The organism is Clostridium mucosae, assembly GCF_024622765.1.
Lineage (GTDB): Bacteria > Bacillota > Clostridia > Clostridiales > Clostridiaceae > Clostridium.
Genome location: NZ_JANKAF010000016.1, coordinates 64,152 through 85,674, shown reverse-complemented (window position 1 = coordinate 85,674; position 21,523 = coordinate 64,152). Strand labels below are relative to the sequence as shown.

21 protein-coding genes are annotated in these 21,523 nt (G+C 25.5%); 18 read left to right on the top strand and 3 right to left on the bottom strand.

From position 1 onward, the window contains the following. The first annotated feature begins 1,010 nt into the window (after nucleotides 1-1,010). Nucleotides 1,011-2,261 (top strand): sensor histidine kinase, encoded by a 1,251-nt coding sequence (locus NSA50_RS15490; RefSeq protein WP_257446495.1) that lies wholly within the window; start codon nucleotides 1,011-1,013, stop codon nucleotides 2,259-2,261. Nucleotides 2,262-2,347: 86 nt separating this feature from the next. Here NSA50_RS15490 and NSA50_RS15485 read toward each other — a convergent pair whose 3' ends face one another. Next, a complete protein-coding gene (locus NSA50_RS15485; RefSeq protein ID WP_257446493.1) occupies nucleotides 2,348-3,544 on the bottom strand; it encodes an MFS transporter in 1,197 nt (398 codons plus the stop codon). A 170-nt stretch (nucleotides 3,545-3,714) separates the two neighbouring features. Here NSA50_RS15485 and NSA50_RS15480 point away from each other — a divergent pair, with 170 nt between their 5' ends. From NSA50_RS15480 to NSA50_RS15435, 10 genes are all read left to right on the top strand, one after another. Further along, on the top strand, nucleotides 3,715-3,933 hold the full coding sequence (locus tag NSA50_RS15480; RefSeq protein ID WP_195265261.1) for a glycosyl transferase: 219 nt from the start codon (nucleotides 3,715-3,717) through the stop codon (nucleotides 3,931-3,933). Between the two features lie 95 nt (nucleotides 3,934-4,028). After that, complete coding sequence (locus NSA50_RS15475; protein WP_195265263.1) at nucleotides 4,029-4,502, top strand: hypothetical protein; 474 nt, start codon at nucleotides 4,029-4,031, stop codon at nucleotides 4,500-4,502. 266 nt (nucleotides 4,503-4,768) lie between these two features. Further along, nucleotides 4,769-5,071 carry a hypothetical protein gene (locus tag NSA50_RS15470; RefSeq protein ID WP_257446491.1) on the top strand — a complete coding sequence of 101 codons (303 nt, stop codon included), beginning with the start codon at nucleotides 4,769-4,771 and terminating at the stop codon, nucleotides 5,069-5,071. A 200-nt stretch (nucleotides 5,072-5,271) separates the two neighbouring features. Then, nucleotides 5,272-5,478: an RpiB/LacA/LacB family sugar-phosphate isomerase gene (locus NSA50_RS15465; RefSeq protein ID WP_257446490.1), complete on the top strand. Its 207-nt coding sequence runs from the start codon at nucleotides 5,272-5,274 to the stop codon at nucleotides 5,476-5,478. Between the two features lie 29 nt (nucleotides 5,479-5,507). Beyond that, a complete protein-coding gene (locus NSA50_RS15460; protein WP_374940979.1) occupies nucleotides 5,508-6,128 on the top strand; it encodes an Rpn family recombination-promoting nuclease/putative transposase in 621 nt (206 codons plus the stop codon). A 177-nt stretch (nucleotides 6,129-6,305) separates the two neighbouring features. Beyond that, nucleotides 6,306-9,332 (top strand): DEAD/DEAH box helicase, encoded by a 3,027-nt coding sequence (locus NSA50_RS15455; RefSeq protein WP_257446488.1) that lies wholly within the window; start codon nucleotides 6,306-6,308, stop codon nucleotides 9,330-9,332. 432 nt (nucleotides 9,333-9,764) lie between these two features. Beyond that, a complete protein-coding gene (locus NSA50_RS15450) occupies nucleotides 9,765-10,394 on the top strand; it encodes a DUF488 domain-containing protein (protein ID WP_257446487.1) in 630 nt (209 codons plus the stop codon). Between the two features lie 168 nt (nucleotides 10,395-10,562). Beyond that, on the top strand, nucleotides 10,563-11,093 hold the full coding sequence (locus NSA50_RS15445) for a 2'-5' RNA ligase family protein (RefSeq protein ID WP_195265284.1): 531 nt from the start codon (nucleotides 10,563-10,565) through the stop codon (nucleotides 11,091-11,093). A 281-nt stretch (nucleotides 11,094-11,374) separates the two neighbouring features. Next, entirely contained in the window at nucleotides 11,375-12,862 is a 1,488-nt protein-coding gene (locus NSA50_RS15440) for a sodium-dependent transporter (protein ID WP_257446486.1), read from the top strand. A gap of 20 nt (nucleotides 12,863-12,882) precedes the next feature. After that, nucleotides 12,883-12,993, top strand: a complete 111-nt coding sequence (locus tag NSA50_RS15435; protein ID WP_195430091.1) for a MetS family NSS transporter small subunit — start codon at nucleotides 12,883-12,885, stop codon at nucleotides 12,991-12,993. A gap of 171 nt (nucleotides 12,994-13,164) precedes the next feature. Here NSA50_RS15435 and NSA50_RS15430 read toward each other — a convergent pair whose 3' ends face one another. After that, nucleotides 13,165-14,184 (bottom strand): hypothetical protein, encoded by a 1,020-nt coding sequence (locus tag NSA50_RS15430; protein ID WP_257446484.1) that lies wholly within the window; start codon nucleotides 14,182-14,184, stop codon nucleotides 13,165-13,167. A 142-nt stretch (nucleotides 14,185-14,326) separates the two neighbouring features. Between NSA50_RS15430 and NSA50_RS15425 the strand changes: the two genes are divergently transcribed. The 6 genes from NSA50_RS15425 to NSA50_RS15400 all read left to right on the top strand — a co-directional run bounded on the left by NSA50_RS15425 (nucleotide 14,327) and on the right by NSA50_RS15400 (nucleotide 18,881). After that, nucleotides 14,327-14,785, top strand: coding sequence for a GNAT family N-acetyltransferase (locus NSA50_RS15425; protein ID WP_257446503.1), 459 nt, complete (start codon nucleotides 14,327-14,329; stop codon nucleotides 14,783-14,785). A 651-nt stretch (nucleotides 14,786-15,436) separates the two neighbouring features. Continuing rightward, nucleotides 15,437-15,880: a hypothetical protein gene (locus NSA50_RS15420; RefSeq protein WP_257446483.1), complete on the top strand. Its 444-nt coding sequence runs from the start codon at nucleotides 15,437-15,439 to the stop codon at nucleotides 15,878-15,880. Between the two features lie 508 nt (nucleotides 15,881-16,388). Continuing rightward, entirely contained in the window at nucleotides 16,389-16,763 is a 375-nt protein-coding gene (locus NSA50_RS15415; protein WP_195262797.1) for a GntR family transcriptional regulator, read from the top strand. A gap of 1 nt (nucleotide 16,764) precedes the next feature. After that, nucleotides 16,765-17,598, top strand: a complete 834-nt coding sequence (locus tag NSA50_RS15410) for an ABC transporter ATP-binding protein (RefSeq protein WP_257446480.1) — start codon at nucleotides 16,765-16,767, stop codon at nucleotides 17,596-17,598. After that, nucleotides 17,598-18,308, top strand: a complete 711-nt coding sequence (locus tag NSA50_RS15405) for an ABC-2 transporter permease (RefSeq protein ID WP_195430100.1) — start codon at nucleotides 17,598-17,600, stop codon at nucleotides 18,306-18,308. Before NSA50_RS15410 ends, NSA50_RS15405 begins: the two co-directional genes overlap by 1 nt. Before the next feature lie 12 nt (nucleotides 18,309-18,320). Beyond that, nucleotides 18,321-18,881, top strand: coding sequence for a hypothetical protein (locus NSA50_RS15400; protein ID WP_195262800.1), 561 nt, complete (start codon nucleotides 18,321-18,323; stop codon nucleotides 18,879-18,881). Between the two features lie 176 nt (nucleotides 18,882-19,057). Here the strand turns inward: NSA50_RS15400 and NSA50_RS15395 are convergent, their stop codons facing one another. Next, complete coding sequence (locus tag NSA50_RS15395; protein WP_257446478.1) at nucleotides 19,058-19,183, bottom strand: hypothetical protein; 126 nt, start codon at nucleotides 19,181-19,183, stop codon at nucleotides 19,058-19,060. Nucleotides 19,184-19,598: 415 nt separating this feature from the next. Between NSA50_RS15395 and NSA50_RS15390 the strand changes: the two genes are divergently transcribed. Further along, nucleotides 19,599-21,521 carry a PrkA family serine protein kinase gene (locus NSA50_RS15390; protein ID WP_257446476.1) on the top strand — a complete coding sequence of 641 codons (1,923 nt, stop codon included), beginning with the start codon at nucleotides 19,599-19,601 and terminating at the stop codon, nucleotides 21,519-21,521. Nucleotides 21,522-21,523: the final 2 nt, after the last annotated feature.

Sequence of the window (21,523 nt, the reverse complement as noted above, 5' to 3'; positions counted from 1 at the left end):
ACAAAATAAATATTTAACCAGATATTTCATAGTATGTTTTTATTATAACCCCTAAAATATCAATTTTAAAATGCAAAAAAAGAGGTTGCTACAAAATGATTAAAAATCATTTTGCAACAGCCCCTTATATTTATTATTGTTTAAATAATAAATATAAAATCTAATGAAGTATGGTAATAGTAATATTTAATAATATTACAAACACAGAAAAATATATATTATGATGATTTAATATTTTCTATTATAAAATGTGTATTTTATTTGCGAAACAAAATGAAAATTAAATTAGAGAGTTCATATAAAATTAATTAAATAAAAATGAAATAATCTTTGATTTTGAAATGTTATTTTTAGATGTATTAGTGATAAAAATCTAACTAAGTTTATCATAAAGTTACTTCTAAGTATAAAACAATATAGGGTTATATTATATAAAGAAATATTTGAAAATAAGGAGGAAGTCTAACTAGACTCCTCCTTATTTTCATAATAAAGTTATAATAGAAAAGTATTAATGAACTAAGAAATCTATATGATTCCCTCATAGAGATATTTCTTTTACTGACTAAAAAATAATAAAGATTATAGAGAAAAGCAATATACAAGATATTTAATAGTATATATTATTTTGACAATAAAATATGAATTATATTTAAATAATAAAATAAAAATATGTAAATTACAAAATGAAATCAAAAAATATATAATAATGTTATGAAATATTGTAATAGATGTATATAGTATGATACATTAGTAAGTGTCAATTAAAGAGATACACAAAATCAAGATGTTAAAATTCATATTGCTTTGACTAATAATTATTTGAATAAATTTATTATAAAGTATATTAATGTTTAGTAGGTGAGCGAAGAAGAGTGACTAGGCAAATGAACATGAATAATTAATGGTATTATAAGAATTTTTAGCAAAGATTGCTTTAACATTTGTAATGAGTATAGGTTCATAAGAAATATCAGCTTCAATTAAAAAACTAAGATAGGGGGTAAAATATGTTTACTGGATTGATAGATATCATAATTAGTATTATTCAAAGTGTTATGTTTATTATTGCATCAAATTATTGCGTGCATAAACAATATAAAAAGAGTGAATTACAATTAATTATTTTAATAACAATAACATCATTTTTTGTAATCTTTAGTACTTATTTATTAGGAAATTCAAGTTTAGGAATAATAATAATACATATGGGACAATTAATATTAACCAATATAATCTTTAAAGATGATACGTTAGGAGCTACCATTGGTTTTAGTATAATATATTCTATAATTGGAATATGCGGTAATTTATCATTTATATTATTAACAATATTTAGTAAAATTTCAAGTTCTGATAATGTATATTCAATTATAGTAATTTTGTATTTGCCTCAATTTATTATTTCATATTTTGTATTAAAAAATATGAAATTTATTTATAAGATAAATTTGATAATTAAGTCAAGAGTTTCATCTATAATTACTTTAATAATAGGGACAGTAGTATTTGATTTTATAATGTCATTTTCACGTATTATTAGTGATAAAGACAATCCAGTATTCAAAGAAATAATTTTTGTATTATTAGGTGGACTTATTATTTTTATCTCTTGGCATTTTATAAATATAGATAAAAATTCTAAGAAGGTACATATATTAAATAAAGAATTAGAAAGTAAAATTAATGAACTAAAAAAAATAAAGCATGATTATGGTTCACAGATTTCATATTTATATGGTGCATATCTAATGGAGAATTATGAAAAATTAGGTGAGTTATTAAAAGGAATAATAGAGGGAAATGATATTTCAACTCAAGTTAAAGTTCTAAGTTCTGATGACTCTATTATATCTCAAGTAGTTAACTCTACTGATTTAAAAGAAGTGGATGTTCTAATAGATGAAAAGGCTGATTTAAAAGATACTAATATAAGTGAGTTAGAACTTCATAAAATTATTTCTAATATAGTAAGAAATTCTATAGAAGCATTAAAAGGAAGAGGGTTATTAATGATTAATAGTTATTACTCTTATAATTATGTTATAATAAGCCTTCAAAATAATGGACCGGAAATTGATAAAAATATAATTGATAGAATTTTTGAAGAAGGATTTTCTACAAAGGAAAATAAAAATGGAGATAATGGATTTGGGCTACATATAGTAAAAGAGATAATTGATAAAAACAATGGAGATATTAGTGTAACAAGTAATAAAGACATAACTAAGTTTGTTATAAAACTACCTTTACATATTTAATAAGAAATATAAAACATATATAAAAGTATTTAAAAATGTAATTATATAAAAATAAGTGGGAATTTGCTTGAATTCCCACTTATTTTTTATACATTATGAACTTTTATTTTTTTATTCGTTTTAGACAGGATTATTCCAATGATCAAAAGTATTGGAAATATACTTGAAAATAAAATTCCTATTTTTATATTATCATTAAAAATACTAGATATTCTACCTACAACAGTTGGACCAAGTGAGCAGCCTACATCCCCTGCAAGTGCTAAAAAAGCAAACATTGCAGTTCCACCTTTTTTTAATATAGATGAAGAGATACTAAAGGTGCCTGGCCACAAAATGCCAACTGAAAATCCACATATACCACATCCTATAAGAGATAATAAAGGTAAAGGTGATAATGAAATAATAAGATAGCTTATAAAGCAAAGCAAACTGGATGCTATCATAGATTTTTCTAGATTAATTTTTTCACCTATTTTACTATAGACTGTTCTAGATATACCCATCATTATTGCAAAAAGCATTGGACCAGCTAAATCTCCAAGAGCTTTATTAACACTAAGACTTTTTTCTGCAAAAGTAGATGCCCATTGACTAACAGATTGTTCGCTTGCTCCTGCACATATCATTAAAAGTATCATTATCCAAAAGATTTTATTTGAAAGTAGTTCTTTAATTGTTAATCTACTTTCACCTTCTTCAATCAAATGTAAAATAGGAACTTTTATAAAAAGAAGAGTGTTTAGAAGCGGTATTACAGACCATAATATTGCAAGGTACCTCCAATTTAAAATTCCAAATATACTAAAAAAGATTGTTGATATTAAAACTACAGCAACGTGGCCCCAACAATAAAAGGAATGTAATAAACTCATTGCAGTTTCCTTATTATCTGTTGGGCAAGCTTCCACTATAGGACTTATTAGAACCTCAATTAATCCACCACCAATAGCATAAATCATAACTGAAATTAATAAGCCAATAAAAGGATCACTAAAAATTTCAGGTAGAATTGTTAATGATATTAGCCCAAGCCCTGCACAAATATGAGCTATTATTACAGAAGCTCTATATCCTATTTTATCTATAAACCCTGCAGAAAGAAAATCAATTAATAATTGAAAACCAAAATTAAAAGTAACTAAAAATGTTATTTTTGAAATTGGTATGTTATACGATGATTGAAAGGTTAAAAATAATAATGGAACAAAATTATTTATTATTGCTTGCACAATATAGCCAATAAAAGAAGCATACATTGTATGTTTATAAGTAAAATTCATGTTATCCTCCATTTTATAAATTCAAGTTAAAGAGTACAAGTTATATTATACAATAAATGAATATATTATATCAGTATTTATGTTGAAAATATTAACATATTAATATTTATTTGGTAAAATATATATAAAAGGAATAATATATTGTTAAAAATAGAAGGGAGCATAATTTTATGAAAAATCAAGTTAAATATTTTTTAGCTGGAATTATTACAATCATTTTTAGTTCATCATTAGGCTATGCAACACTTAAGATAATTTATGCAAATAAAAATTTAACAGGAGAATTTGATGCATTATTGAATGGATTTATCCATTCATACATGTTGGTTGGGGTGTTAATATTTAGCATTGGATTTTTTAATATGATTATTGAAAAGAAAGAAAAATAGGGTGAAAATATTTTTTTGTATAGTGCTAATAAAATTATAGGTATATTTAAATTTTAATAGAATAAAAGATTCATGTATAAAGGAATGTATTAGATATGAAAAAAAGAAAAGTTAACAATTCGATAAAAATTACATCTATATTAATTATTATTTTATTATTAGGAGCCTTTATAATAAATAAAATAAATCCTAGCTATATTTCAACAATGGGACTTAATAAATTTTCACTAACGAGTATTGGGGATACTTCAACAAGAGGTGTTAAATTAATGGACATAAATAATAATATAATTACCTTTGATGCAGGGTCTTTTAAGAAGTATGTTCATATATTATTAGGTAGTTCTAAAGGTGAAAATATAGAAGATGGATTAAAATTTGACATTATAAATCCTAAAGGAGAAGTAGTTGACAGTGGAATATTATATGCCGGTAAAAGGGTTACTGAAGTCTATGATGGAATGTCTGGAGAGTGGAAAATAGTATTACACTTTGAAGATGATGATGCTAGTTCAATGATAGATTATGGGTATTCTATAACATCAAAGAGAGAAAAATCATGGCGATGATTAAACCATCCATGAAATATCACGGTTTAATGCTGGTATACCTGGATATGTAATTAAATGTAGACCAGTTTAATATCAATAAAGTAAATTGATATATTTTTAAAATATCGTAAAATTTTTCTAATTAATACTGTAGTTTTTGGGATAGGTATTATGTTACCTTTTCAGAGCACTATGAAATTAATGTTAAAACTAATGATATGAAAAGCAAGTAATTGTACAAAAACTAATTAGGAAAACAATAGTAATAAATTAGGAGGGATATTATGCTTTTTTTTATTTGTGGTGTGATTATACCAATGTTGTTTATTGTATATAATTTTATTTGTTTTTCTAAGAAGAAAATAATTTATTCAGTAAAAATTGAAGACTTTAGAATAATTAATGAAGATTTTTTTAAATTACAATTAATCTTAAGTTGTATAAATGCTTTATTTGTATCAATAAATGCTTATATCGCCGATAGAATTAATTATACTATTGGTTTTTTACTTTTTATATCTATATTTTGGGGAATTAATTATTTAATAAAATTTGTTGCTAAATTAAAAGGATATATAAAGAGATAGATTTTATTGATGATTGTATTAAATTGAAGCAATTTATTAATTAAACAAAAAATAATGACTCAAAATTTTTCTAAGAGTAAATTAGATTATAAAAGCCTAAAAATAATTTCAATATTAATTATTTATTTGGAAGAATTAACAATGGTAATGCGATTTCAATTCCACTTGGATTAAATTTTGGGTGGGCAGCTGAAATTAATTTGCAATGTATATTAGAAAGGTTATTTGATGAACCATTTGGAAAAGGATACCCTAAAAAAGATGCACTAAGAAAACAAGCAGATACAAATTTATTGAAATTTATAAATTCTATTACAAAAAGAGAACTTACAGATGTAATTCCTAAAATGGACAAAGATTTTATGCAAAAGGTTGTAAAAAGAGATAATGTATATAGATATATATAGAAATATGGACAAGATAAAGAGTTAATAAAATTATTACAAAATACAATATAGAAATGCAACGAGGTAAATATAGAAATATTCCTAAAAGAATTAGATATTATCAAGGGAATATAGATCTTGATTTAATAAGCAAGGATGATGATTATAAAAAGCTTGCTAAAAGCTATATTATATTTATATGTACTTTTGATTTATTTGGAACTGGAAGACATAAATATACATTTGAAACTGTATGTATTGAAGATAATAATATAAAATTAAATGATGATACAAATAAAATTATATTAAATACTAAAGGTATTAAAAAAGATTTAAGTGATGAACTTATTGAGTTCTTAAAGTATGTAGAACATTCTGATGATAGAACGGCAGAAGCTTCTACTGGTGAGTTGGTTAAGAAGATTCATAAAAAAGTAATTGAAGTTAAGAATAATCCTAATGTGGAGGTGGAATTTATGACACTTTTAGAGCGTGATAGAGAGAAAATAGAAGAAGGCAGAGAAGAAGGTAGAGAAGAAGGTAGAGAAGAAGGAAAGAGAGAAGAAAGGTTTGAAATAGCAAAGGAAATGCTTAAAGACAATGAACCAATTGAAAAAATAATGAAATATTCAAAACTTAGTAAAGAAGAAATACTTAAAATTAAAATATAGAAATAATAGAATACTATATAGAGTTCTAGCATGTGTTAAGTGAAATACAAATTATAACTTAATACATCCTAGAGCTTTTTTGCTTTTTGAAAATTTATAATATAAAAAGAGAAAATAAATGAAGTGCTATAAAATAAGTAGTATAATATTAAGTACTCTTAAAAAGGAGGGGTGTATATGAATTTAAAGGCTATGATGGACTCAGTTTTAAAGTTAAGTTCTAGTATTTCAAAGAATAATGGAATAACTTTATTTAAGAAGGGTTTAGTATCTAAGGTTGTAAGTAAAAAGATAAATGAAACTTATCATATATATGGTAGAGTTTTAGAAAATAAAGATGAATATAGCACTCATTTAAAGTTTGATTCTAATAATAAAATAATTGATACTAAATGTAGTTGTAATCAATTTGAAGAAAACAGTAAGGAAATGAAAAATTATGTTTGCAGTCATTTAGTAGCTACTATGTATAGATTTTATTATTCAATATTAAATAATAAAGAAAATATTAATAAAGAAAAAAGTGAGGTTAATAAGAGAATATTAAAATTAGATATAAAGATAAAGCAAGTTAAAGTAAATAAAAATGAAGAATATCATTTGGAGCTTAGAGCTGGAGAAGAAAAGACAATTGCAATAGAAGCACTAGGTAAGTTTTTATTTGATGAAAATAATAAATTTAATGAAAATGATACTTTAATTATAGATTTTTTAAAGGCAAAATTTAAAGAAAATAAAAATAGAATTGTGGATGCTAGAAGTTTTATATTATATAAAGAAGAGCTCAGAAGTTTTTTAGAGCTTATAGATAGTGATAAAAATATAGTTTTAACTTATGATTATATGAACTATAACTCCATTATTTATAAGGAAGATATGCCTTTAATATTTACGTTAAAGAAAAAGGGCGAAGCTTTAATAGTAAATCCTCAAAAGAAGAGTACAACACCTATTGATGACAAAAAAGAAGTTTGGATATATGATAAGAAAATATATTTACCTACAGGAAAGCAATTAAAATATTATAAAACAATATACGATAAGTTAGTTGCAAAGGGTAATTTAATATATAAAAATACAGAAACTAATTTAAAGAAATTATTACTTATATTAGGTGAAATTTCAAAGGACATAATTATAGATGAAACTGTAAAATTTGAAATAAACAAAGTTAATACTCCAAGATTTTATATAGAAAAAGAAAATGAAAATATATATTGCAGAATCGATATAAATTATGCAAATAGCTTAGATGGCTTGAAAGATAGTAGAGCCAAGGAAAAAATAGAAATGGAGCTAGAAAGATATAAGTTTATAAAGCATAAAGATAAATTTATATTTACAGGAAATGATGAGGATAAATACATATTACTAAGCGAAGGAATAAATCATTTAAATAAAATTGGAAATGTAACTTTATCTAATGAGTTTGGTGAAATAAAGCTTATAAAATCTAAAGATATATTAAGTGAAATAGAAGAAATAGATGATTATTATAAGCTTGATTATAAGATAGATGGAGTAGATTATAGCGAAATAGCAGAAATAATGGAACGAATAAAAAAAGGAAGTTCATTTTATAAAACGAAGGAAAATAACTTCTTAGATTTAAAGGACATGGAAGTAGTTGAATTTTTTAAAACAATAGAAGAGCTAAATTTATTTAATAATGTTTATAAAGAAGAAATATATGTGGATAAATATAATTTATTGCATTTAGAAAATAAAATAAGAAATAAAAGAATTCCATTTATATCTGGAGAAGAAAAAATAAATGAATTAATAAATAATTTAAATAATAAAGAACAAAACTACGATATTCCAAAAGACTTAAATGCAAATCTTAGAGATTATCAAATTAAAGGATATAATTGGCTAAAATCAATAGAAAACTTAGGCTTTGGTGGAATATTAGCTGATGATATGGGACTTGGTAAAACAATTCAAACAATAACTTTATTACTTTCAAATAAGAATAAAAAAAGTTTAATTATAACTCCAACTTCTGTTGTATACAATTGGAAAAGTGAATTTGAAAAATTTGCAGATACTTTAAATGTAGGAATAATTCATGGAAGTGTTAGTGAAAGAAAGAAAGTTAAAGAAGATTATAAAGAATATGACGTATTATTAACTACTTATGGAACTTTAAGAAGTGATTATGAATGGTATGAAGATAAAAAGTTCGACTTTTGTATAATTGATGAAGCACAAAACATTAAAAATAAAAAATCTAAAATTACAGAATTGATTAAATCAATAAAGGCAAATTGTAAACTGGCCTTAACAGGAACACCAATAGAAAATAATTTACTAGAATTATGGTCAATATTTGATTTTATTATGCCAGGATATTTATATAATGAAGAAAGATTTAAAGGTAAGTTTTTAAATGGAGATGATGAAAGTTTAAGAAACCTTAAAGAACTGATTTCTCCATTTATACTAAGAAGGTTAAAAGAAGATGTACTAGATGAATTACCAGATAAAATAGAAAAAGAATACTTAATACCAATGACATTTAGCCAAAAACAAATTTATAATTCATATATGAAAGAAGTTAAAAAGAAACTTAAAGAAAATAAAAAAATCAAAGATAATAAAATTGTTATACTATCATATCTTACAAAATTACGTCAGCTTTGTTTAGATCCATCTTTATTAATAGATGATTTTAAAGAAGAAAGTGCAAAAATAAAAGCGGTTAAGGAAATAATAAAAGAAACTATAGATTCAAATAGAAAAATAATTATATTTTCACAATTTACATCTGTATTAAAAAAGATAGGAGATAAACTAGAAGAAGATAATATTAGCTATTTATATTTAGATGGAAGTATTAAAGCAAAAGAAAGAATAAATTTAGTTGATGAATTTAATAATAGAGATAAAAATATATTTTTAATTTCCTTAAAAGCTGGTGGAGTTGGTTTAAACTTAACTTCAGCTAGTGTTGTAGTTCACTTTGATCCTTGGTGGAACCCAGCAGTTCAAGACCAAGCAACAGATAGAGCACATAGACTTGGTCAAAAAAATATAGTTGAAGTAATAAAGCTTATATCTAAAGATACTATTGAAGAAAAGATCATAAAGTTACAAGAAGAAAAGAAAGAATTAATTAGCAAAATAATAGATGGAGATATGTTAAATGGAGAAACGTTAAATACAATAACAGAGGAAGAACTACTAAAACTATTTAGCTGATAGTTATAAATTGCTAATATAAAAGGCTACGATAAATAGATATGCTCCATAAGCTAAATAGCTTAGCAAAGAAGTACTAGGCTCGGAAAAACTGCTATGCCAAGAGTTTTGGTTAACTCGCTGCGCTCAAACAAACCAACAACACTAAGGCCTAGTAGTTCTTCCTTCACCAAGTCCTTCTAATTGCCCGCTATATGCTTATTCCGCATATTCTATTTATCTTCGCCAACTTATATTTATCATTTATAATTATAATCAAAAAAGTTTTAAGGGATAAAGAGTGAAAAAGTTGAATTTAAGTTTTGTATAGTAGGCATTGAATACTTAGTTAAGTTATATGAAATTAGTATAAAATATGATCTACTGAAGCTTGTCTGAAATAGATTTACATTAACTTTTCACTCTTCACTAGATCCAGGAGGTGCAGTTTTAATGGATATATATACAATAGGGCATTCAAATTATACAGTTGAAAAGTTAATAGATATGTTAAGATATTATGATATTAATTGTGTTGTTGACATTAGAGGGACACCTTATTCAAAATATAATGTTCAATTTGATAAGGAAACTATAAAATATACATTGACTAAAGCTGGATTTGTATATATTTATATGGCTAAGGAGCTTGCAGCAAAAAGGCTAAATAAAGTTTCTTATAATGAAGAAGGGTATTCTGATTTTGAAAAAGTTATTCATGAAGAAGATTTTATTAAGGGAATTAAAAGATTAAAAGATGGTTGTAATAAGGGATATAGAATTGCGTTACTTGGAGCAATGCAAGATCCAATAAGATGTCATAGAAGCATATTAGTTGGAAGGGCTTTAAAAGAAGCTGGATTTAATGTAATGCATATTTTAGATGATTATTCAATAAAAAATCAAGACTATATTGATGAAAGAGTACTTGATAAGTATTTTCCAGATAGATCACAAATAACTATAGATGCTTTATTAGGAAATGAAATGAGCATGGAAGAAATGATAAATGAAGGATATAGAATGGCTAATAAAGAAATTGGTTATAGAATTGAATGTTTACCAGTAGAGAAAAAGCGTTAATTTAAATAAAAAATATCGGCTAACCTAATGTAATAAATATAAACAAGTTTGAGTTTAAAAAATACTTAATAATATAGTTTAATCTTTTAGAAATATAGTATAAATTAATTATTTAGCATAGATAAAGAGATTTATTTATAAGAAAAACTTTTGAAAGGGGAAAGTCTTATGAGATATGTTATAGTTTGTGTAGTAAAAGGAGAAGCAGGCGATTTTAATAATGAAATGAGAAAAGATATATTTCAAAAATTTAAAGCTAAGTCATCAAAGTTACCTGCACATTTTACTATTAAAGCACCTTTTGAATATGATAAAAGTATAAAAGATTTAGAGGAGGCTTTATACAAATTTAGTAAAAGTGAAGAAAAAGCAGAATTTAAAATGAATAAATATAATCATTTTGACGATAGAGTTATTTATATGGATGTAAATATGTCTAAGGAAGGTAAAATTATTCATGATAAATTAATAGATGTTTTAAATGATTTTGATTATATTGAGTTTAATAAAAAAGATGGTAAAGATAAAATTTTTCATGTTACATTAACATCAAAAAAAGTGCCGCCAATATATAAAGAAGTGTGGGAATATGTAAATAAATATCCATTTGAATTTAATTGTTACTTTGATAATATAAGTATATTTAAATGGGTAGATAATACATGGAAACTACATAAAGAGTTTATTATAGGCAGTTAAAAATAGAAGAATTAATAATAAGAAAAAAACTAAATACAAATAAATTAGAGATAAAAAATAAGCACTTCAAACTGTGAGATGCTTATTTTTTTTATGTTTTTTACAAAAAGTTTTTAATAAAGTGATAATTAGCAATAAAGTAAAATATATATTTATAAAAAATAAATGGAAATGTATGATGTTTTAATAATATTATATTGATTTTATTGATATTTTAATATATTATATATTTAAATACTGGTAATTTGTATAAGCAATTACTTTATTTAGGGGGCGATTTTATGGAAGAAAATAGAGAACAATGGGGATCAAAATTAGGGTTTATTATTGCTGCAGTGGGATCGGCAGTAGGACTAGGGAATATTTGGAGATTTCCGTATGTAGCATATACAAATGGGGGAGGGGCATTTTTAATACCTTATTTCTTTGCTATATTTACAGCAGGTATTCCATTATTAATATTGGAATATGGACTAGGACATAAATATAAAGGATCAACACCACTTGCAATTGCAAAGGTAAAGAAAAAGTGGGAATGGCTTGGATGGTGGCCAACAATAAATGCTTTTATAATTTTAACATATTACTCTATGATTTTAAGTTGGGCAGTAAATTATTTGAGATTTAGTATAAACAAGGGTTGGGGAAGTGATACGGATACATTTTTCCATTTAGATTTTATTAAATTAACTAACTCACCATTTGATATGGGAGGCATAATTTTACCTATATTAATAGGAATAGCAATTATTTGCTTTATAAGTTGGTTCATATGTTATAAAGGTATAAAAGGTGGAATAGAAAAGGCAAATAAAATTCTTCTTCCAGCTCTTGTAATTATAATGGTAATAATAGCAATTAGAGCTGTAAATTTAGAAGGTGCAACAGAAGGATTAAATACTTTATTTACACCAGATTGGTCAAAGGTTAGGGAGCCAAAGGTTTGGGTAGCAGCATATGGACAAGTGTTCTTTTCTCTTAGTTTAGCTATGGGGATAATGATTACTTACTCTAGTTATTTACCTAGAAAAACTGATATAAATAACAGTGCATTTATGACTGCATTTGCAAATTGTGGATTTGAATTTTTATCAGCTATAGCGGTATTTTCTATATTAGGCTTTATGTCTAGTGCAAAAGGTGTACCAATGAGTGAAGTTGTATCAAGTGGAGTTGGACTTGCTTTTGTAGTATTCCCTGCTGTATTTACTGAAATGGGGGCAGTAGGAACATTTCTAGGTGTATTATTCTTTTTGTGTTTGCTATTTGCAGGAATTACATCTTCAGTTTCACTTATTGAAGCTGTTTCAGCTCCATTTATAGATAAGTTTGGATTGGCAAGAAATAAGGTAGTTGCAGTAATTTGTTTAATAGGATTTTCAATAGGAATATTATACTCTACAGGGGCAGGGCTATATTTATTAGATATAATAGATAATTTTATAAATAATTACGGAATTGTAGTGGTTGGACTATTGGAAGTTATACTAATTGGATGGATAGCTAGTCCTGATATAGTTAGAGAACACACAAATGAAATATCATATTTTAAAATAGGCAAGTGGTGGAATATTTGCGTTAAGTTTGTAACACCAGCTATATTAATTTTTATGTTAGTGCAAAGCATAATGACAGAAATCAAAATGCCTTATGGGGGATATGAGCTTTCAGCAATATTTGCATATGGCTGGAGTATTATAGGATTTGGAATAATTCTTGCATTAATAATAAGTAAAAAACAATGGAAAAGTAAAAATATATTAGAGTAATTAAAAAAGGGGGCACTATTATGACTGTAGTAGCATTATCATTCTTTGCATTAGGAGCAGTTGTTTTATGGGGAGGATTAGCATTAACCCTTGGAATAACTATATATAATGAAAGGAAAGAAACTGTTTAATAAAATTAAGTTTAATTACAAGAAGGACTGGAGTATTAACAATATTGTTATACTCCAGTCCTTTTTGCTATTCTATATTTTAATTATAAACTATCCATTGTTAATTATCAATTGTCCTACTCTCAAATATTCATTATCCATTTTAAATTTTCAATTGTCCATTATCCATTGTTATAAGATTCTCCAAGGCTCTTCTATTTTTTCTTGAAGAATTGTATATTCTACTTCTTTTGTTACTTCTCTAGGTAATTTAAGTTTCTTTAATTTATTAGTAAATTCTGAAGAAAAGACTTTTAATGATTTACCTATTTGTTTAGCGGACAAATTAAATACTTCTAAAGGAGTTAGGAAGTTTTTACTATCTCTAAATTCATCTAAATATCTTGAAGCAACAGTAGATGCTTCTATAGCACATGAATTAATTTTATCTATCAATTGTTTATTAAATTCATCAGGATATGTTAATTCAAGAACTATTCTATAATTAGTTATTCTTGTTTGTTTACAAGGAATTCTTGTAGTTAATTCATTACCATCAACTTCACCTAGATAATTAATTATATAGTCGTTCTTTATTTCAGGAATCTCAACGGAAGTTAATACTTTAGTATAAGTATTTTTTACACCATTAGTTGAGTATTCTTTCCTATTGTTTATTAAGGGTTCTAAGCTTGAATCATTTTCTGAATTCGAGTTATTTTCTGAATCAGAGTCACACTTAGAATCGCTTCTGTAGCATATAAATGAATCTATTCTTCTTAAATCTAGACCAAAGAATACCCAAGTATTTCTAAACCATCGCAAACCAGAAACTGACCTACGATCTACATTTAATAAAAATGCCCAATAATTTCTACCACTAGTTTCCCATATATAAGTAAATTTAAATAGACAAAAACTAATAGATCCTGGACTTACAGCTTTAGTTTTAGGGCCACCAGAAGAACTTAATTTTTGAACGCCAGAACTGTTTTTGGATGGAGTAAAATTTGGTGGTGGACCTATATTTAAATTACTTCCCATAGGTGGAGCACCTTGAGAGCCAGGAAAAGGGAAATTACCACCAGGACCTGAACCTGGAGTAGGACCAGGGCCTGGAGTTGGGAATCCAGGAATTAAATTTCCAAGTGGAGGTGGTCTTAGTCTAGAATCATCATCATAAAGAATCGAATCGTCATCATTAAAATTCATTGATAAACTCCTAATATATTATTTTATAATCATTATAAGTAAAATGACTTTAAATTGTTACTTTAAATTATAGAATTAATAAGGTAACAATACCCCAAGATTTTTAATACAAATATTATGAGGTGATGGATATGGGGTAGAAATAAGACATGCTAAATTAGAAGATTACAAATATATAAGCAATATTTCTAAGGAATTACACATATTTCATGTCAAAAATAGACCAGATATATATAAAGAAGCTAGTAAGACTATGTGTAAATCATATTTTAAGGAACTATTAAATGATGAAGATATTGAGATTATAGTAATAGTTAAAAATAAAAAGATAGTTGGTTATACAATGATACGATATATAGAAATTAAAAACATGGATTTATTAAATGACAAGTTTTTTGCATATATAGATGAAATTTGCATAAAGGAAAGTAGTAGAAGACAAGGGTTGGGTAGAATGCTATTTGATTACACATATGATTTAGTAAAGAGTAATGGAGCTGAAGCTTTAGAACTTGGAGTTTGGAGTTTTAATGAAGGCGCTATAGGATTCTATAAGGCTATGGGAATGGTGGAGAAGAACATAAGAATGGAGAAAAAATAAAATCAATGGAAATTTGATAATGGATAATGGACAATTGAGGTGATAATTCAGCTGGTCTGAATTATAGGATGAAAAAATTAAAGAATGAAAAAGTTGAGGAGATAACTCACCTACCTTGAATTGTGAAAATGGGATTTTTCATGAATTTATAAAGGGAGTCGCGTTTCGCGACTTCCTTTAATTTTTTATGATAGAAAGTATGTTTATTTATAATATATGATTGCAAATTATTAATTAAAAAGCATCTGTATTATGTACATATGCATTTATGTATCTTATTTAAATAAGGAGCTTGTTTAAGAGGGAATCTTAAGGGATTTCTTAATATTAATGTATTAGGGATCTTGAAAAATAATCATTTATATTAAATATTAAAATTAAATTAATAATTAGTAATAACGCTTAAGGAAATAAACCTTGAAAATAATATTATTGTAAAAATATATAATATTATATATTTTATTGCGATATTCCCTTTATAATACGCATCTAAATTCTACATTTTTTGTTAAAAAAACATGATATTATGTAGACAAGCTTGTGTATAAATTAAATAGATAAAGTGAAATTTGTCATAATATATATAATATTGAGGAGAGTTAATATGAATAAAAAGATTTTGGTTATAAGTATATTGTAGGAGGAATTTATTTGAAAAAGAAATATATGATAATAATGATTTTGCTAGGGGTTATTATTTTAGGAATAGTAACAGCTAAAATTTATATTGGCAAAAAAAATATATACGTAAATATAGTAAATTCAAATTGGAATTTAGAGATGTCTAAAAATTACGAAGAAATTTATTCAAGTAATGAGGGAGAGAGTTTTTTAGGAGATGGAAAGAGATATCATATTCTTAAATATAATGACAATAATATAAATAAAAATTTTGAATGGGAAAGTGAAAAAAATTTATTTATAGAGCAAGAAGTTGGAAAAATAATAAAATCTTTGAACATAGACAAAAAATACACACCGAATTTTAAGGAACAGTATAAGTATTATTATAGAGAAAGTGAAGATTTTTCAAAAATATATATTATATATTTTTATGATACTAAAATGATTTATATTTTTGGGAACTTTTTATAAAAGATAAAACTTTATATTTTCAAATAGAGGAAACTATTGAGATAAGAATAAATTATTAGGAGAGTCTTACTGAGACTATAAAGGTTTGTTTATTGAAAGAATGAAAAAGTTGAAAAGATAATTCACCTACGTTGAATTGTGAAAATGGAATTTTTCATGAATTTATTAAGGATATCACGTTTCGTGAGACCCTTTGTAAATTAACTGAATTACGAGTATTTTAGATGGGGAAAGGGGCTCGCGTTTCGCGAGCCCCTTGCAAAATTTATAAAAACAGGACTATAAGGATTTTAAAGGGAGTCGCGTTTCACGACTTCCTTTAGTTATTTAGAATAGGACATGTTTTTATTTAGATATATGATTGTGAATAAATAATAAAAAAGTATCTATCATTTATATATGCATTATACAAATATATTTGGTAAAAAGTGCAATATATAGTTGACTTTTTATGTGCATACTGTATATAGTATACATATACAGTAATTATAGTTATTTGAGGTGAAAAATGAAAATATTAATTAGTAATTCATCTAAGTTTCCAATATATGAGCAGATAGTTAATTCGATAAAAGAGGAAATTATAAATGGAACATTAGAGCCTAATGAAAAGTTGCCATCTATAAGGTCTTTAGCTAAAGATTTAAATATAAGTGTTATTACAACTAAAAGAGCTTATGAAGAACTAGAAAATCAAGGTTTTATTGAAACAGTTGGGGGAAAGGGATGCTATGTATCCTATTTTAATAAAGAGCTTATTTATGAGGAAAAGCTTAAGGAAATTGAAGAGAAGTTAGAAGATATTATGAAAATAGCAAGAGCTATAAAGCTAGATAAGAAAGATATTTATAACATGATAGATTTGTTGTATGAAGGAGAATAGTATGATTAGGGTAGAGAATGTAAGCAAAGATAGAGGAAAATTTAAGCTTGATAATATTTCTTTTGAGTTAGAAGAAGGATTTATCATGGGATTAATTGGACCTAATGGTTCGGGGAAAACAACTTTAACTAAAATGCTTCTTGGGTTAATTAAAGCTGATAAAGGAGAAATTAAAATATTTGATAAAGATATTTTTAAAGAAGAGGTGTATGTTAAAGATAATATTGGTTTTGTTTTTGATAATTTAAATTTTTATGGTCATTTAAATGTCAAAGATTTTAAGAAAATAGTTAGTAAGTCTTATTCTAAATTTGATTCAAATCTCTTTGATTCTTACTTAAGAAGATTTGGAATTCATAAAAAATTATATATTGGAGAACTTTCAAAAGGTGAAGCTATTAAGCTTATGATAGCTAATGCGTTATCTCATGATGCAAAACTTTTAATATTAGACGAGCCTACAGCTGGGTTAGATCCTATTATAAGAAAAGATATTTTAAAACTACTTCAAGAAGCAATAGAAGATGGTAATAGAAGTGTTATTATTTCTACTCATATAACTTCAGATTTAGATGGAATAGCAGATTATATAACTTTTATTAACAAAGGAAAGTTAATTTTCTCACAAGACATGGAGTCTATAAAGGAAATATACAGAATTTTTAGGGGATCAAAGGAAGAACTTGAAGAAAGTAAATTAAATTTTATTTCTACAAAGGAAACAAAGTACTACATGGAAGGTTTATTTATAAATGAAAAAGGTTTGGATAATGAAAATATAAGTATTCCAACCTTAGAGGATATAATGTTTCACTATATAAAGGGGGAGAAGTAATGTTTAAGCTTATACAAAAAGATTTATTAGTGGGTCTAAAGGTTAGATCATTAAAAGCTGCAATAATTACTATAGTACTAGTTTGGTTATTATTAGGTATATTATCTGATTATTTTCCTACTTATCTTCCTATAGCTATTACTTATATAGTAGTGATGAATAGTTTTTATTATGATAGTTTAAATAGCTGTGAGAGCTATATACTAAGCTTTCCAACTAGAAGAGAAGATATAGTTTATTCAAAATATATGTTAGTACTTTTAATATTATTTTTATCTAATTTATTAATGTACATTTGTTTTGGAACAAATAACATATTAATTTCTTCAAGATTAATGGTATTACAAGATGTGGTTGCTAGTTTTTCTAGTATTATGGTCAGCTTTTCTATAATTATACCGATTATATTCAAGTTTGGATATAAATTAGCAAGAAATATTGGACCGTTTTTAATATTGATTACTTCATATATATTTACTTTTAAATATCATTTGATCAGTCCAAACTATGGGATGCGAGATAATTTCCTTATGAACGTTTCTAATAAAATAGCAGTGTTTTCATTTAAACATTTGAATCTAGTAACTCATGATTTAGCATCTAGATCAAGAGAGATATATATGTTTTTATTATTATTCATATTAGTCTTTATATTTTTATTTTCAATATATATATCATTAAAAATATATATAAATTGTGATATAGATTAAGGAGGGGCATATATGAACGTAAGATTTATAAAAATAAGCTTAGGAATTTGTATATTTTTATTTATTTCATTTTTCGGATTCAAGTTTATGTTAGGAGATAGAAAAGAATATTATGATGGATTTATTGATGTTCCTAAATTAAGTATAGCGTACTCAGGATTTGAGGAGGAAGATGAAGTTTATAAAATAAAAGTTAGCTTTAAAAATAATAGTAAATATTATGGAAGCTTAAGAGATGTTAAATTACAGTTTAGTAATAATAATTTGATAAATTCTAACCCTATATTTATAGGTTATGATTTTAGTGAAAGAGAGTACTTTGATGGTAATGAAGAGAGCAATATAGATTATAGTCCTTTTCTAGATAAGGAAGGAAAGAAAGAATATGTATTCGATATTCCAAAAGGATTAAATTTTGATAATAAGATTTTTGATACTAATAGAATGAGGGTATCATATAATTTAGAATATTATAAATATAAGCCTAAATCAAATTCCTTGATTGGAAAGGTTAAATTTGATAGTTCAACTGAATTTATAGATAACTCGTCAATGCCATTTACAATAGAATAAATAATTTGAAAGAAATCTGTCCCTAGATGCATAGCCCCTTAGGGTCAAGAAAAATGTAAAAAGTAGAGAAATCACATTCTCTACTTTTTCTATATGAGATCATTTAATATACAAAAATTGTCCTTTTAAATTCTCAATTAGTCGCTCAATGATGAGCTAGGTATAATAAAATTTAATTATTTACTACTTACTTTTTCATAAATTTCTTCGTAAGTTTTTTGTTCATCATTCATATTTTTAACTATTTCTTCTGATTTTTCTCTTCTACACTTTTTGCTTAGCATGCATGCTATTCCTTCCATGTATAACACCCCTTTAAATGTTCTTTTATTTGTTACTATTATACTATATTATAATCAATTTATCAATAAAAGTTACTAATTAATAATTGTTATTAATATATCAATGATGATAAATATTAAATTAACAAATTTTACTTTTTAATAAAAATATTTATACAAATTAGTTCACTTTTATGAGTAAGATTCATATAAGTTTTATTATTATCAGTTTTTTATTAATTATTCTTTATATCAAAATATATTTATTTTTTCAAAATTTATATGTATATGTATAAGATTATCATGCATAGAATTAATATGCGTAAGATTAAATAATAAGTAAATTGGTAAAACAAATAAAAAGGTCATCTAAAATATTTTGTCATATATAAAGTATAGTGGTGAATATATTTTAGTAAAAAGGGGGGGGAAGTAAATGAACTTCGAAGAATTTATAAAAAGTGATAGAGAAAGTAGAAACAAAGAAAAATTTGAAGGAACATTCTTAGATTATTTAGAAATAATAAAACAAAACCCAGATATAGCTAAGCTTTCACATAAGCGAATTTATGATATGGTTGTTAGTAAGGGAGTAGAAGTACTAAAGGGCGAAGAAAACCCTAAGGTAAAAAAAATATATGGAAATGACTCAATAAGAAAGTATGGTTTCTTTAAGGATGATTTCTTTGGAATTGACAAGGTAATTATGAAGTTAATTAATTACTTCCATTCAGCATCAATGAATGGAGAAGAAGCTAGACAAGTATTATACTTAGTTGGTCCAGTTGGGGCAGGTAAATCATCATTAGTAGAAGCTTTGAAAAAAGCGCTTGTTGAATGTGATCCTATTTATACTATAAAAGGTTGTCCGATGCATGAAGAACCTCTACATTTAATACCTAAACATTTAAGACCAAAATTTGAAGAATTATTAGGTGTAAAAATAGAAGGAGACTTATGTCCAGTTTGTAAGTATAGACTTATGAATGAATTTAATGGAGAATATGAAAAGTTCCCAGTTGAAACAAAAGGATTCTCTATTAGATCAAGAAAGGGAATTGGTGTTGTTCCACCAGTAGATCCAAATAACCAAGATACTTCAATTTTAACTGGATCAATAGATATTTCAAAAATGGATATGTATCCAGAAGATGACCCAAGAATATTCTCTTTAAACGGAGCATTTAACGTTGGTAATAGAGGATTAGTTGAATTTATAGAAGTATTCAAAAATGACGTTGAATATCTTCATACAATAATCACAGCAACACAAGAAAAATCAATTCCATCACCAGGTAAGGGATCTATGATTTACTTTGATGGACTTATAATAGCTCACTCAAATGAAGCTGAATGGAACAAGTTTAAATCAGATCATACAAACGAAGCTATCCTAGATAGAATTGTAAAAATAGAAGTTCCATATTGCTTAGAGCTTGATGAAGAAGTAAAAATATATGAAAAGATTTTAAGAAAGAGTAACTTTAATGCTCACATAGCTCCTCATACAATAGAAGTTGCAGCTATGTTTGCCATCCTTTCAAGATTAACTCCATCAGCAAAGGTAGATCCTATAACAAAACTTAAGATCTACAATGGTGAAGAAATAGTTGAAAAGGGAAGTACTAAGAGAATTGATATAAATGAATTAAGAGAAGAAGCAGGTTCATATGAAGGTATGAAGGGTATAAGTACTAGATTTATAATTAAGGCAATTGATAATGCCCTTTCAAGTTCAGAATATAACTGCATCAACCCATTAAGTATAATGGAAAGTATTATAAAATCAGTTAAGGAAATGGATATAGCAGCTGAAGATAAGAAGAAATATCTTGGATTTGTACAAGATACAATTAGAAAAGAATATAATAAGATTCTTGAAAAAGAAATTACAAAGGCATTTATTCATTCCTTTAGAGAACAAGCTGAAAGCTTATTTGATAATTATATAGATAATGCTGAAGCATTTGTTAATAAGACTAAGATTAAGGATACATCAACTGGAGAAGAGTTAAATCCAGATGAAGACTTTATGAGAAGTATAGAAGAACAAATTGGAGTTTCAGAAAACTCATGCAAAGGCTTTAGAGCAGATGTTACTTCATACATGTTCTACTTAGTTAGAAATGGAAGCAAGATAGATTATACTTCATATGAGCCTTTAAAAGAAGCTATTGAAAAGAAACTTATGGCATCTGTTAAGGATCTTTCAAGAATTATAACTAAATCTAGAGTTAGAGATACAGAACAAGCTGAAAAATACAATTCTATGGTTGAAGAAATGCAAAATAATGGATATTGCTTACATTGCTGTGATGTAATATTAAAATATGCTGCAAACAACTTGTGGAAGGATTGATA